Consider the following 13635-nt stretch of genomic DNA (forward strand, 5'->3'; position numbering starts at 1 on the left):
CAGCCCATGTCCGAACCGAAAAAGCTGTATATCAAGACCTATGGCTGTCAGATGAACGTCTATGACAGCGAACGCATGTCCGAGGCGCTGGGCGGGCAGGGCTATGTGGAAACGCAGTCGCCCGAAGATGCGGACATGATCCTGCTGAACACCTGCCACATCCGCGAAAAGGCGGCCGAGAAGGTGTATTCCGAACTGGGCCGCTTCAAGGGGTTGAAGGCCGAAAAACCCGATCTGAGGATCGGCGTGGCGGGCTGTGTGGCGCAGGCCGAGGGCGAAGAGATCATGCGCCGGCAGCCGCTGGTCGATCTGGTTGTCGGACCGCAGAGCTATCACCGCCTGCCCGAACTGGAAGCCAAGGCGCGTGCGGGCGAAAAGGCGCTGGATACCGATTTCCCCGAAGAGGACAAGTTCGAGAAGCTCAAGAACCGTCCAAAGGCCAAGCGCGGCCCGACGGCCTTCCTGACCGTGCAGGAAGGCTGTGACAAGTTCTGCGCCTTCTGCGTTGTGCCCTATACCCGAGGGGCCGAGGTCAGCCGTCCGGCCGACCGCATCCTGCGTGAGGCGCAGGACCTGGTAGAGCGCGGCGTGCGCGAGATCACGCTGCTGGGCCAGAACGTCAACGCTTATCACGGGGCCGGTCCCGATGGCGACATGACCCTGGCCGGGCTGATCTGGGAGTTGAACAAGATCGACGGGCTGGAACGCATCCGGTTCACCACTTCGCACCCCAACGACATGACCGACGATCTGATCGAGGCGCACGGCACCTGCGAAAAGCTGATGCCCTATCTGCACCTGCCGGTGCAGTCGGGGTCGGACAAGATCCTCAAGCGGATGAACCGCAGCCACACCGCCGAAAGCTATCTGCGTCTGATCGAGCGGATTCGGGAAGCGCGCCCCGATATCCTGATGTCGGGCGATTTCATCGTGGGCTTCCCGGAAGAAACCGAAGAGGATTTTCAGGCCACGTTGGATCTGGTCGAGCAGGTTCGCTATGGCTATGCGTATTCGTTCAAGTATTCGACCCGGCCGGGCACGCCCGCAGCCGAGCGCCCGCAGGTCGATCCGCAGGAGGCGGATGAGCGCCTGCAGCGTCTGCAGGCCCTGATCACGCGGCATCAGCGCGAGGTTCAGGACGCCATGGTCGGTCGCACCGTGAACGTCCTGTTCGAGAAACCCGGCCGGCTGCCGGGGCAGATGGTTGGGAAATCCGAGTACCTGCACGCGGTGCATGTCAGCGGAGCTGAGCTGTCCGCCGGCGATCTCCGGCCAGTCCGGATCACGGCGTCGGGGGCGAACTCGCTTGCGGGGGAGCTGCTCTGATTCGCTTTGGATGGTTGTCGCGCCCCACGAATTGACGCGCAGTCTCCAAATTTACCCTTGATTTAGTGTTTGCTCCTATGGTCCGAGGGGCCCAGTCGAGTTTTGGGCTGGCATGGCCCGGTTTGGGATCAGGCGCTCTCGGATGGTGTCCGTCACGGGGCGAAGGAGGTGACGAGTGAAACGAGTATGGGGTGCGCACGCGCGACAGGTGCGGATGACTCTTGCAGGCGCGGCTGTGGCGGCAATGGCTGGAACATCGACAACGGCGAGTGACTTGGGTGGAAATGTTCGCGATCCTCAGGTGGTCGGGCCTCAGCGGTACGCGGATGATGTCAGCGCCTTCTATGTCGGGATCAGCGGGGCCTATGGGTCTGGTGGTTCCGATCGGTTCGGTCTGACCACGCCCATCCGCACCTTCCCCATCGGAGAACTGGATCTGAAAGGGTACTATGGCGGGGTCCGCGGCGGTTGGCGCGGTGTCGTTCCCGCCACGGGGGGCCGAGATTATGTCTACGGATTCGAATTGGGGTACGACTGGTCCGGTCTGGACGATGACGTGGTGACCGATATTGCGGGCACGGTGGTTCGCGGCGGCTCTGAAATCAACAACGTGATGTCTGTTCGTTTCAAGAACGGCCTGACCAATCCCAATGGTACTGTGCTTTACTTCCTTACGCTTGGGCTGGTCTATGGCGATATCACCACCACAAATAGCATCACCAGCGGTGGGACCACACAATCATTCGACAACGACGACAGCCGCAACGGTTTCACGGCCAGCATCGGGGCCGAACACCAGTTGGGCAACAACTGGTCCATCACCGGTGAGTTCGAGTATGTTCAATTCCAGTCGGAAGTCATCGATTTCGGTTCGGGTTTCTCGACGAAATCCACACCCAGCTACAAAGGGCTGAGGTTTGGTTTGAACTATCGGTTCTGAAACCGCGTTGGGCATTGTGCCCGCGCACTCGGTATTGGCGGATTTGTTCACACCCAAGCAAATTCCTGAAACTGTGGCTTGCGCCCACCGATCCTTGTTGTCTACGCTTGGGATGACAACGCCAAGACAGGAGAACGGATTGGCCATCGGTGCCCTGACCCCACCGCAAAACGAAATGCCCCACGGCGAGGCGTTTCTGGAATTTCCCGACAACCGGCTGTTGATTGACCTTTGCGGTGAATATGACCGCAACCTGGCCGACATCGAAAGCAAGCTGACTGTTCAGATCGTCCGCCGCGGCAATCAGTTGGTTGTGATGGGCGACGAGGAGGCGCAGAAACAGGCGATTGAGGTTCTGCAGGCCCTGTACGCCCGGTTGGAAGGTGGCCGCGATGTCGCAGCCGCCGATGTGGATCGCGAATTGCGGATGGGCAACTCCGAGGCCGGCACCGGCTCGCGTGATGGCGATCAGCTCGAGATGTTCAAGGGCGGACCGGTCGAAATCAAGACCCGCAAGAAGCTGGTCGAACCCCGGACCGACGCGCAGAAGGCCTATGTTCAGTCCCTGTTCCAAAACGAGCTTGCCTTTGGCATCGGGCCGGCCGGGACGGGCAAGACCTATCTGGCCGTGGCGGTCGGTGTTTCGATGTTCATCGGCGGGCATGTGGACCGGATCATCCTCAGCCGCCCGGCCGTCGAGGCGGGCGAAAAGCTGGGCTATCTGCCGGGCGACATGAAGGACAAGGTCGATCCCTACATGCAGCCGCTTTATGATGCGCTGAACGACTTTCTGCCGGGCAAGCAACTGGCCAAGTTGATCGAAGAAAAGCGGATCGAAATCGCGCCGCTGGCCTTCATGCGCGGGCGGACCCTTTCGAATGCCTTCGTCGTTCTGGACGAGGCGCAGAATGCCACGACCATGCAGATGAAGATGTTCCTGACCCGCTTGGGCGAAGGCAGCCGGATGGTCATCACGGGGGATCGGTCGCAGGTCGATCTGCCGCGGGGCGTCGCTTCGGGGCTTGCCGATGCGGAACGGTTGCTGAAGACGATCCCGAACATCGGTTTCAACTACTTCACATCCAAGGACGTCGTGCGCCACCCGCTTGTCGCCGCGATCATCGAGGCGTATGAGGCCGATTCAGGCCGGGAGGCCGGCTGAAATCCGACAGCCCGTCGGCCGTGGAGCAGTGCGACATGAACCTGGAGATCTCCATCGAGGATGCCCGCTGGCAGCGGTTGGAGGCGCTGTCCCGCAAGGCGGTTTCGGCAACGCTTGCGCATCTGGGGCTGGACCCCGACTTGTGCGAGGTCAGCATACTGGGCTGCGACGATGCCCGAATCGCCGAGCTGAACGCCGAATTCCGAGGCAAGCCCGCACCCACAAACGTGCTGAGCTGGCCGGCCGAGGATCTGGCCCCCGAAGATCCCGGTGCCACGCCGCCCTTACCGGAACCGGATTTCACCGGCGAGATCGCGTTGGGCGACATCGCGATCTCGTTCGATACCTGCCGGCGCGAGGCGGAGGAGGTCGGAAAACCGATGGACGACCATGTCACGCATCTGATCGTTCACGGAATGTTGCATTTGTTGGGTTATGACCACGTTCGTGACCAGGACGCCACTGTAATGGAGCGGTGCGAAATCGAAATACTTGGCAAAATGGGTATCGGTAACCCATATAATGCGTGACATGGGGCCTTGTGCCCGATCAACTGGAACAGGAAAATGGGCGACATAGACGGCAGTTCTGGGGCAGCGCAAAGCGCGCATTCACGGAACGGCGACGAAACCAAAGAGAAAAGCGGGCTTTTCTCGCGCTTGCTGGAAGCGTTCTCTCCAAACAGCGAAGACACGGGCGGCGCGGTCAACGGGCATGCGGCCGAAACAGTGCAGCCTCGTGGCATGATCAACCTGCGGCGGATGCGGGTGGAGGACGTGGCCATACCGTCGGCAGATATCGTCTCGGTTCCAGTAACGATCGGCAAGGATGAGCTGGCGCAGGTCTTCCGCGAGAGCGGCCTGTCGCGCATTCCGGTCTATGAGGGCACGTTGGACACGCCGCTTGGCTTCGTCCACCTGAAGGATTTTGCGCTGACCCACGGGTTCAATGGCAGTACCAAGCCGTTCGACCTGCGCTCGATGCTTCGGCCGCTTCTGTTCGTGCCACCGTCCATGCCGATTGGCGTTTTGCTGGCCAAGATGCAGACCGAGCGGCGCCACATGGCGCTGGTGATCGACGAATATGGCGGTGTTGACGGTCTGGTGACCATCGAAGACCTGATCGAACAGGTGGTCGGCGAGATCGAAGACGAGCATGACGCCGACGAAGACCAGATGTGGGTCCAGGAGCGGCCCGGCTGCTACATCGTACAGGCCAAGGCGCCGCTTCAGGATTTCGAGGCCGAGATCGGCAGGTCTCTGACCAATCACGAGGACGTGGACGAGGAAGAAATCGAAACTCTGGGCGGTCTGGTCTTCATGCTTTCAGGGCGCGTGCCGGCGCGAGGCGAGGTGGTCCAACATCCCGACGGGCCGGAATTCGAGGTGATCGATGCCGACCCGCGCCGGATCAAGCGTTTGCGCGTGATGGTGCCGGATATGGCTGCATGAACCCAGCGAAGCGGTGGTCGCGCGCTGTGCGGTACCTGGCGGCCGCCGGGCTGGGTGTGGTTGCGGCATTTGGTCTGGCGCCATTTGGGTATTGGTGGGCCACTGCTGTATCGTTGGTTCTGTTGACGCCGCTGTTCTTGGCCAGCGAGACCCGCACGGGCGCGGCCGCAGTCGGCTGGTTTTTTGCGACCGGCTATTTCTCGCATGCGCTCTCGTGGATCATCGAGCCGTTTCTGGTTGAGCCCGAACGCCATGGCTGGATGGCGCCGTTTGCGCTCGTGTTCATGGCGGGCGGGCTGGCCCTGTTCTGGGCGGTGGCGTTTGGGCTGGTGCATCGGGTGCGGGGAACGGCGATCCGCCGGGCCATGTTGCTGGCGCTGGCCGTGTCCCTGGCCGAGTTTGCGCGCGGATATGCTCTGACGGGGTTCCCTTGGGCGGGTCTGGCGCAGATCTGGGTGGATACGTATGTCGCGCAGGTATTGGCCCTGGTCGGCCCCTATGGTCTGGGTGCGCTGACCCTGTTTTTGTTTCTGCCGCTGGGCGCTGCTTTGGTTGGCGATCGTCCGGCGCGGCATGCGGTGGGACCTTTGGTCGCGATTGCGGTCTGTGCCGGGCTGGCTACGGCCTATGCCGCCATGCGGCCACCGGTTGCGCAGACCGGAAAGATCGTGCGCCTGAACCAGCCAAATGCCCCCCAGCACCAGAAATGGGACCCGGCCTTCACGCCCGTTTTCTTTGCGCGCCAGATCGAGTTCACGGCCGCCGAACCCAGGCCCCACCTGATCGTCTGGCCCGAAACCTCGGTGCCGGCGTGGCTGGACAGCGCGCAGCTCTATCTCGACGCCATTGCCGATGCCGCGCAGGGCACCCCGATGGTTCTGGGAATTCAGCGGGCCGAGGGGCTGCGAATCTACAACTCGGTGGTGTATCTGGATGAATCCGGAAAGCGGGCAGGCCTGTATGACAAACATCATCTAGTGCCGTTTGGCGAATACATCCCCTTGGGCGATCTGCTGGAGCGGTTCGGGCTGAGCGGCCTGGCCGCCACGACCGGAAGCGGATTCAGCGCCGGTCCCGGTCCGCGCCTGTTGCGGGCCGGAGATCTGGGGAGCGTTCTGCCGCTGATCTGCTACGAGGCCATTTTCCCGCAGATTGCCGCCGCTGGACCTGAACGGCCCAGCCTGCTGTTGCAGGTCACCAACGATGCCTGGTTCGGGACTCGGTCGGGCCCGTACCAGCACTTGGCCCAGGCCAGAATGCGTGCGATCGAACAGGGGCTGCCGCTGGCCCGGTCTGCCAATACCGGCGTTTCGGCGATGATCGACCCGCTGGGCAACGTGACCGCTGCGCTGCCGCTGGGCCAGGCGGGGCATGTCGATGCCGGCCTGCCGCTGCCATTGCCGCCGACCCCTTATTCGCGGTTCGGGGATTTTCCGGTGTTTGTGCTTCTGGTGGGCCTGTTCGTGCTGCTTGGGCGCAACGTTCGGCCTGTTGGCGAATAAATACCGATTGACCGTCTGTTTCTGGGGGCGTATCCCGTCGGATGCCCGTCACAACGGCTTCCTGGCGTGACGGGGGAAATCTTAATGGAGCGCTTTCATGTCCCGACAGAACTACACCTTTACTTCGGAATCCGTTTCCGAAGGGCATCCCGATAAGGTCTGTGACCGTATTTCCGATGCAGTCCTCGATGCCTTTCTGAGCGAAGAACCCGAAGCGCGCGTAGCGTGTGAGACCTTTGCCACTACCGATCGTGTGGTGATCGGGGGTGAGGTCGGGCTGTCGGATCAGGAGCGGCTCCATGACTACATGGGCCGGATCGAAGAGATCGCGCGCGCCTGTATCAAGGATATCGGGTACGAGCAGGACAAGTTCCACCACGAAACGGTCGAGGTGACGAACCTGCTTCACGAGCAATCCGCGCATATCGCACAGGGGGTGAATGCGTCGGGCGACAAAGACGAAGGCGCAGGCGATCAGGGCATCATGTTCGGTTACGCCACAACGGAAACCCCGGCCCTGATGCCGGCGCCGATCCAGTATGCGCATGCAATCCTGCGCCGCCTGGCCGAGGTTCGCAAAAGCGGCGCCGAGCCTGCGCTGGGACCCGATGCCAAGTCGCAGTTGTCGGTGATCTACCGCAACGGCAAGCCGGTGGGCGTCAGCTCGATCGTGCTGTCCACGCAGCATCTGGACGAAGCGTTGACGTCGGACGACATCCGCCAGATCGTCGAACCCTATGTGCGAGAGATCCTGCCCGAAGGCTGGCTGACCGACCAGACCGACTGGCATGTGAACCCCACCGGCAAGTTCGTCATCGGCGGCCCCGACGGCGATGCCGGCCTTACCGGGCGCAAGATCATCGTCGATACCTATGGCGGTGCGGCCCCGCATGGGGGTGGGGCGTTTTCGGGCAAGGACCCGACCAAGGTCGACCGGTCGGCGGCCTATGCCGCGCGGTATCTGGCCAAGAACGTCGTGGCCGCCGGCATGGCCGAGCGTTGCACGATCCAGCTGAGCTATGCGATCGGCGTGTCCAAGCCGCTTTCGATCTACGCCGACACCCACGGCACCGGACAGGTTGACGACGCCTCGATTGAACGGGCCGTCGGGCAGGTAATGGACCTGACCCCGCGCGGCATCCGCGAGCATCTGCAACTGAACAGGCCGATCTATCAGCGCACCGCGGCCTATGGGCATTTCGGGCGTGAACCGGATGCCGACGGCGGCTTCAGCTGGGAGCAGACCGATCTGGTCGAGGCCTTGAAAAAGGCTGTCTGAGCCGGCATCGGGAAACAAAACACGGCATGGCGCGTCCGATGTGGCGCGCCGTTTCCGTTTCGAAGTGCGCCCCTCCGGCGCGGCCCGACCCTTGCAACGCAAACGCCGCCGCAGTAAGGGCACCGGCATGAGCACCCAGTCACCCGAACGCCCCCGCAGAAACTTCTACGGCCGCTTCAAGGGCAAGACCCTGAAGCCCAGCCAAAAGACCTATCTGTCCGAGGACCTGGCCGCCCTGTCGCCGGGCGCGGTGGATTGGGACAGCAACCCCGACCGCACCCCTATCGACCTAGACGCGCTGTTCGGCGGCAAGCCGGTATGGCTTGAGGTCGGGTTCGGCGGTGGTGAGCATCTGGTGCACCAGGCGCAGCAGAACCCCGATATCGGCATCATCGGCGCCGAGCCGTTCATCAACGGCGTGGCCATGCTGCTGGGCAAGATCCGCCGGGCCGAAGTGACCAACCTGGCGGTGCATCCCGGCGATGTGCGCGACCTGTTCGACGTGCTGCCCGATGCCAGCATTTCGCGCGCGTTTCTGCTCTATCCCGATCCGTGGCCCAAAAAGCGGCACCACCGCCGCCGCTTCGTGACCCCCGAGCATCTGGAGCCGCTGGCACGTGTGCTGAAACCCGGCGCGATTTTCCGCGTGGCGACCGATATCCCGGACTACGTCCGCCAGACACTCGAGGAAGTGCCCCGCGCCGGTTTCGAATGGCTGGCCGAGGGGCCCGAGGATTGGCGCAAGCCGTGGGACGACTGGATTTCCACCCGCTACGAGCAGAAAGCCCTGCGTGAAGGCCGCACGCCGCACTACCTGACGTTCCGCCGCAACGGGTGATTGCGGCTGGACGCTGCGGCGCCAATTCGCTAATCGGCAGGGGCACTGATAGCGCAAAAGGAGCCCTCATGTCCGGACACGGCACGCCCATCCCGATGACCTCGCATCCCTGCGGCCCGCTGACCGGCACGGCCGAAGTGCCGGGCGACAAGTCGATTTCGCACCGCTCTCTGATCCTTGGGGCGATGGCCGTGGGCGAGACCCGGATCTCGGGCCTGCTGGAAGGCGAAGACGTTCTGGACACTGCCAAGGCGATGCGCGCGTTCGGAGCCGAGGTGATCTCGCACGGGAATGGCGAATGGACGGTGCACGGCGTCGGCGTGGGCGGCTTTGCCGAGCCGGATCAGGTGATCGACTGCGGCAACTCGGGCACGGGCGTGCGCCTGATCATGGGCGCGATGGCCACCAGCCCGATCAGCGCGACCTTCACCGGCGATGCCAGCCTGAACAAGCGCCCGATGGCGCGGGTGACCGATCCGTTGGCCCTGTTCGGGGCACAGGCCGTGGGCCGCTCGGGCGGGCGCCTGCCCATGACGATCGTCGGCGCGGCCGATCCGGTGCCGGTGTGGTACGAAGTGCCGGTGCCCTCGGCCCAGGTGAAATCAGCTGTTCTGCTGGCCGGCCTGAACGCGCCCGGCAAGACCGTGGTGATCGAGAAGGAAGCCACCCGTGACCATTCCGAGCGGATGTTGGCGGGGTTTGGCGCCGAAATCACGGTCGAGGACACCGACGAAGGCCGGGTCATTACCCTGACCGGCCGGCCCGAGTTGAAGCCACAGGTGATCGCCGTGCCGCGCGATCCGTCCAGCGCTGCCTTCCCGGTCTGTGCGGCGTTGATCACGCCGGGCTCGGACGTTCTGGTGCCGGGCATCGGCCTGAACCCCACGCGTGCCGGCCTGTTCACCACGCTGCGCGAGATGGGTGCCGATCTGACCTATGAAAACATGCGCGAGGAAGGCGGCGAGCCGGTTGCCGATCTGCGTGCGCGCTACTCGCCCGACATGAAGGGCATCGACGTCCCGCCCGAACGCGCGGCCTCGATGATCGACGAGTATCCGGTGCTGTCGGTGGTTGCGGCCAACGCGACCGGCAAGACGATGATGGGCGGCGTCCAGGAACTGCGCGTCAAGGAAAGCGACCGCATCGACGCCATGGCGCGTGGCTTGCGGGCCAACGGCGTCACGGTTGACGAGGGCGATGACTGGTGGTCGGTCGACGGGCTGGGCATCGGCGGCGTGCCCGGCGGCGGCACCTGCGCAAGCTTTCTGGACCATCGCATCGCCATGTCTTTCATGGTGATGGGCATGGGCGCGCAACAGGCGGTCTCGGTTGATGATGGCAGCCCCATCGCGACCTCGTTCCCGATCTTCGAGCCTTTGATGAACGGCTTGGGCGCCAAGATCGAGCGCACATGAGCTTTACTGTCGCCATCGACGGCCCGGCCGCTGCGGGAAAGGGCACGATCTCCAAGGCCGTCGCCGCGCATTTCGGGCTGGCGCACCTGGATACGGGGCTGCTGTATCGTGCGGTCGGCCGGCGCACGCTGGACGGCACCGACCCGGTCGAGGCTGCGCGGTCCCTGACGGCCGAGGAGTTGGAACAGGGCGATCTGCGCACTGCCGAGATCGCGCAGGCGGCGTCGAAGGTGGCGGTGATTCCCGAGGTGCGCGCAGCCCTTGTCGATTTCCAGCACAGCTTTGCTCGGCGGGCCGGCGGCGCGGTGCTGGACGGGCGCGATATCGGTACGGTGATCTGCCCCGAGGCCGAGGTGAAGCTGTTCGTCACCGCCAGCCCCGAAGTGCGCGCCGAGCGGCGCTATTTGGAACTTGTGGGGAAGGGCGCGGATGTGACCCGCGCGCAGGTTCTGGCCGATGTCCGCGAGCGCGACGCGCGGGATGCCGAGCGCAGCACGGCCCCGATGAAACCGGCCGACGATGCCGTTCTTTTGGACACCACGGACCTGAGCATCGAGGCCGCTTTGGAAAAGGCGATCGCCGTCATTCAGGAAAAGCTGTCCTCGGGCATGTGAGGCCGCGGATAAACCGTTTGAAAATGCCGGGCCGCGAACAGCAGGGTGGCCGCCCGGGCGCTGGAGTGACCGCCCGAGCCTGCATGGCATCGCCGAATGCGCCGGAATCGCCCGGAAACCCTTGCGGTGCGGCCGCCAAGTTGCTACAGAGCGCCCGTCGACAAGGCAATTTGAGCCATAAAACAATGAGACGAGCAGGGTCGGACACAACCGGCCCTCTTTGTTTTGTGGCACTGTTTCAGGTTGCCGGACCAACTCCAAGACCGGCGGAGACAACCGCTCGGCCAGAAAAAACGTTATGCAAAGGAAAACAACGCCACATGGCTAACGCAACCATGGAGGAATTCGAAGCCCTCCTGAACGAAAGCTTCGAAATGGACACCCCCGAAGAGGGTTCGGTTGTCAAAGGCAAGGTCATCGCGATCGAAGCGGGCCAAGCCATCATCGACGTCGGCTACAAGATGGAAGGCCGGGTCGATCTGAAAGAATTCGCAAATCCCGGCGAAGCCCCTGAAATCGCTGTTGGCGACGAGGTCGAAGTGTACCTGCGCGCCGCGGAAAACGCCCGTGGCGAAGCCGTCATCTCGCGCGAGATGGCCCGCCGTGAAGAGGCCTGGGATCGTCTGGAAAAAGCCTATGCCGACGACGAGCGCGTAGAAGGTGCCATCTTCGGCCGCGTCAAGGGCGGCTTCACCGTGGATCTGGGTGGCGCAGTTGCGTTCCTGCCCGGCAGCCAAGTTGACGTGCGCCCCGTGCGCGACGCTGGCCCGCTGATGGGTCTGAAGCAGCCGTTCCAGATCCTGAAGATGGACCGCCGCCGTGGCAACATCGTCGTGTCGCGTCGCGCCATCCTGGAAGAATCGCGTGCCGAACAGCGCGCCGAAGTCATCGGCAACCTGTCCGAGGGCCAGACCGTCGAGGGTGTCGTCAAGAACATCACCGAATACGGTGCCTTTGTTGACCTGGGTGGCGTTGACGGCCTGCTGCACGTCACCGACATGGCATGGCGCCGTGTGAACCACCCGTCGGAAATCCTGTCGATCGGCGAGACCATCAAGGTTCAGGTCATCAAGATCAACAAGGAAACCCACCGCATTAGCCTGGGCATGAAGCAGCTGCAGGAAGATCCGTGGGATCTGGTTGCCGCCAAATACCCGCTGGGTTCGGTGCACAAGGGTCGCGTCACCAATATCACCGACTACGGTGCGTTCGTCGAGCTCGAGCCCGGTGTCGAAGGTCTGGTGCACGTGTCCGAAATGTCCTGGACCAAGAAGAACGTCCACCCCGGCAAGATCGTTTCGACCAGCCAGGAAGTCGACGTCATGGTTCTGGAAATCGACGGCGCCAAGCGTCGCGTGTCTCTGGGCCTCAAGCAGACCCAGCGCAACCCGTGGGAAGTGTTTGCAGAAACGCACCCCGAGGGCACTCAGGTCGAAGGCGAAGTCAAGAACATCACCGAATTCGGTCTGTTCATCGGCTTGGAAGGCGACATCGACGGCATGGTGCACCTGTCCGACCTGTCGTGGGACGAGCGTGGCGAAGATGCCATCCAGAACTACCGCAAGGGCGACGTCGTTCAGGCGGTCGTTTCGGAAGTTGATGTTGAAAAAGAGCGGATCTCGCTGTCGATCAAAGCCCTGGGCGGTGACAAGTTCGCCGAAGCCGTGGGCGGCGTGAAGCGTGGCTCGGTCATCACCGTCGAAGTGACCGCGATCGAAGATGGCGGCATCGAGGTGGAATACGAAGGCATGAAGTCCTTCATCCGCCGTTCGGACCTGAGCCGCGACCGTGCCGAACAGCGCCCCGAGCGTTTCTCGGTCGGTGACAAGGTCGATGTCCGCGTGACCAACGTCGACAGCAAGACCCGCCGTCTGGGCCTGTCGATCAAGGCGCGCGAAATCGCCGAAGAGAAAGAAGCCGTTCAACAGTACGGCTCGTCGGACTCGGGCGCATCGCTGGGCGACATTCTGGGCGCCGCGCTGAAGTCGGGCGACTAAGCCCGGCCCAACGGCATAAACCCGAATTGGCGGCCCCGTACATCCGTGCGGGGCCGTTTCTTTTTCGAATCAACGCGTTCTGAAAATCCGGGTTAATCGGCATTAGGTTCATGCTTGTTTCCCCGAAATTACACGTCGCTGCGCGAATTTCGCGTTCTTTTCTGCAAATTGCGCCCCGGACGGCCAGAGTTTGCGTTCCCCATGCCAGCGTTTTTTCCTATACTGTCCAAACCAGTAGACGAGACGACACGGTGACCTGGGAGGGTAGCACGCATGATCCGTTCAGAACTGATTCAGAAGATTGCCGATGAAAACCCGCATCTGTACCAGCGCGATGTTGAGCGGATCGTGAATACCGTTTTCGAAGAAATCACTGACGCCATGTCACGTGGCGACCGTGTCGAGCTGCGCGGTTTTGGCGCATTTTCGGTGAAAAAACGGGATGCACGCGTTGGCCGCAACCCGCGCACCGGTGAAACCGTTCAGGTCGAGGAAAAATGCGTGCCGTTTTTCAAGACAGGGAAGTTGCTAAGGGACCGTTTGAACGGTAAGGCGTGATCTCATGATGCGCTACATTCGATACGGGTTCCTGGCGGCGCTGGGAATCGTCCTGGTCTCAGTCTCCCTGGCCAACCGGCAAATGGTACAGTTGAAGCTGATGCCAGATGCCTTGGCCGAGTTGCTGGGCTTCAATCTTTCGACAAACCTGCCCCTGTTTCTTGTGGTCTTGGGCGGCGTGGTCGCCGGTCTTGTCATCGGTTTCCTGTGGGAGTGGTTGCGCGAACACAAGCATCGCCGCGATGCGTCGGTGAAATCCACCGAGGTGCGCAAGCTTGAGCGAGAGGTCAAAAAGCTGAAGAAAAAACAGAGTGAGGGTGAGGACGATGTGCTTGCCCTGCTGGACGAGGCCAGCTGAGCGTACTGATGCCCGGCGAAATCAGCGTCAAGATCTGCGGCCTGACCGCACCGGATGCGTTGCGTGCCGCCGTTGATGCGGGCGCGCGCTATGTGGGGTTCGTGTTTTTTCCGAAATCTCCGCGGCATCTGGAACCCGCCGCAGCGCGCGACCTGACAAGCCATGTCCCCGTGGGGGTGGCCAAGGTCGCTTTGA

The 13635-nt window shown here is 62.7% G+C and carries 13 protein-coding genes, 1 pseudogene and 1 riboswitch; all 14 genes and pseudogenes read left to right on the forward strand.

Translation table 11 applies throughout. From position 1 onward, the window contains the following. The first annotated feature begins 6 nt into the window (after positions 1-6). The gene (gene miaB / locus AC2FM3_RS13210) at positions 7-1326 is read left to right on the forward strand and encodes a tRNA (N6-isopentenyl adenosine(37)-C2)-methylthiotransferase MiaB (RefSeq protein ID WP_496682550.1); all 1320 of its coding nucleotides are present in this window, start codon (positions 7-9) and stop codon (positions 1324-1326) included. Positions 1327-1600: 274 nt separating this feature from the next. Next, a complete protein-coding gene (locus AC2FM3_RS13215) occupies positions 1601-2266 on the forward strand; it encodes an outer membrane protein (protein WP_496682553.1) in 666 nt (221 codons plus the stop codon). Between the two features lie 139 nt (positions 2267-2405). Beyond that, a complete protein-coding gene (locus AC2FM3_RS13220) occupies positions 2406-3428 on the forward strand; it encodes a PhoH family protein (RefSeq protein WP_496682556.1) in 1023 nt (340 codons plus the stop codon). A gap of 35 nt (positions 3429-3463) precedes the next feature. Beyond that, complete coding sequence (gene ybeY, locus AC2FM3_RS13225; RefSeq protein ID WP_496682558.1) at positions 3464-3958, forward strand: rRNA maturation RNase YbeY; 495 nt, start codon at positions 3464-3466, stop codon at positions 3956-3958. Between the two features lie 36 nt (positions 3959-3994). Then, positions 3995-4879 (forward strand): hemolysin family protein, encoded by an 885-nt coding sequence (locus AC2FM3_RS13230; protein ID WP_496682560.1) that lies wholly within the window; start codon positions 3995-3997, stop codon positions 4877-4879. Then, a complete protein-coding gene (gene lnt, locus AC2FM3_RS13235) occupies positions 4876-6381 on the forward strand; it encodes an apolipoprotein N-acyltransferase (protein ID WP_496682561.1) in 1506 nt (501 codons plus the stop codon). The genes AC2FM3_RS13230 and lnt overlap by 4 nt, the downstream gene beginning before the upstream one ends. Positions 6382-6423: 42 nt before the next feature. Continuing rightward, a riboswitch (SAM-SAH riboswitch) is annotated at positions 6424-6473 on the forward strand. Positions 6474-6478: 5 nt separating this feature from the next. Further along, the gene (gene metK, locus AC2FM3_RS13240; protein ID WP_496682563.1) at positions 6479-7660 is read left to right on the forward strand and encodes a methionine adenosyltransferase; all 1182 of its coding nucleotides are present in this window, start codon (positions 6479-6481) and stop codon (positions 7658-7660) included. A gap of 127 nt (positions 7661-7787) precedes the next feature. Continuing rightward, positions 7788-8498, forward strand: a complete 711-nt coding sequence (gene trmB / locus AC2FM3_RS13245; protein ID WP_496682565.1) for a tRNA (guanosine(46)-N7)-methyltransferase TrmB — start codon at positions 7788-7790, stop codon at positions 8496-8498. A 68-nt stretch (positions 8499-8566) separates the two neighbouring features. Beyond that, complete coding sequence (aroA, locus tag AC2FM3_RS13250; protein WP_496682567.1) at positions 8567-9913, forward strand: 3-phosphoshikimate 1-carboxyvinyltransferase; 1347 nt, start codon at positions 8567-8569, stop codon at positions 9911-9913. Then, entirely contained in the window at positions 9910-10527 is a 618-nt protein-coding gene (gene cmk, locus AC2FM3_RS13255) for a (d)CMP kinase (RefSeq protein WP_496682569.1), read from the forward strand. Before aroA ends, cmk begins: the two co-directional genes overlap by 4 nt. A gap of 320 nt (positions 10528-10847) precedes the next feature. Beyond that, entirely contained in the window at positions 10848-12524 is a 1677-nt protein-coding gene (gene rpsA, locus AC2FM3_RS13260) for a 30S ribosomal protein S1 (RefSeq protein WP_496682571.1), read from the forward strand. 273 nt (positions 12525-12797) lie between these two features. Beyond that, entirely contained in the window at positions 12798-13082 is a 285-nt protein-coding gene (gene ihfB, locus AC2FM3_RS13265; protein ID WP_149775649.1) for an integration host factor subunit beta, read from the forward strand. Positions 13083-13089: 7 nt separating this feature from the next. Beyond that, entirely contained in the window at positions 13090-13440 is a 351-nt protein-coding gene (locus tag AC2FM3_RS13270; protein WP_496682576.1) for a lipopolysaccharide assembly protein LapA domain-containing protein, read from the forward strand. 8 nt (positions 13441-13448) lie between these two features. After that, positions 13449-13635, forward strand: a pseudogene (locus AC2FM3_RS13275) (phosphoribosylanthranilate isomerase); the annotation flags it as partial.

The organism is Ruegeria sp. BHSB172, from assembly GCF_059613165.1.

What these genes read in the sequence shown, in the direction of transcription:
- miaB (WP_496682550.1), top strand. Translation starts at nt 7, where the DNA reads ATGTCCGAACCGAAAAAGCTGTATATCAAGACCTATGGCTGTCAGATG.
- ybeY (WP_496682558.1), top strand. Translation starts at nt 3,464, where the DNA reads ATGAACCTGGAGATCTCCATCGAGGATGCCCGCTGGCAGCGGTTGGAG.
- AC2FM3_RS13230 (WP_496682560.1), top strand. Translation starts at nt 3,995, where the DNA reads ATGGGCGACATAGACGGCAGTTCTGGGGCAGCGCAAAGCGCGCATTCA.
- lnt (WP_496682561.1), top strand. Translation starts at nt 4,876, where the DNA reads ATGAACCCAGCGAAGCGGTGGTCGCGCGCTGTGCGGTACCTGGCGGCC.
- metK (WP_496682563.1), top strand. Translation starts at nt 6,479, where the DNA reads ATGTCCCGACAGAACTACACCTTTACTTCGGAATCCGTTTCCGAAGGG.
- trmB (WP_496682565.1), top strand. Translation starts at nt 7,788, where the DNA reads ATGAGCACCCAGTCACCCGAACGCCCCCGCAGAAACTTCTACGGCCGC.
- aroA (WP_496682567.1), top strand. Translation starts at nt 8,567, where the DNA reads ATGTCCGGACACGGCACGCCCATCCCGATGACCTCGCATCCCTGCGGC.
- cmk (WP_496682569.1), top strand. Translation starts at nt 9,910, where the DNA reads ATGAGCTTTACTGTCGCCATCGACGGCCCGGCCGCTGCGGGAAAGGGC.
- rpsA (WP_496682571.1), top strand. Translation starts at nt 10,848, where the DNA reads ATGGCTAACGCAACCATGGAGGAATTCGAAGCCCTCCTGAACGAAAGC.
- ihfB (WP_149775649.1), top strand. Translation starts at nt 12,798, where the DNA reads ATGATCCGTTCAGAACTGATTCAGAAGATTGCCGATGAAAACCCGCAT.
- AC2FM3_RS13270 (WP_496682576.1), top strand. Translation starts at nt 13,090, where the DNA reads ATGCGCTACATTCGATACGGGTTCCTGGCGGCGCTGGGAATCGTCCTG.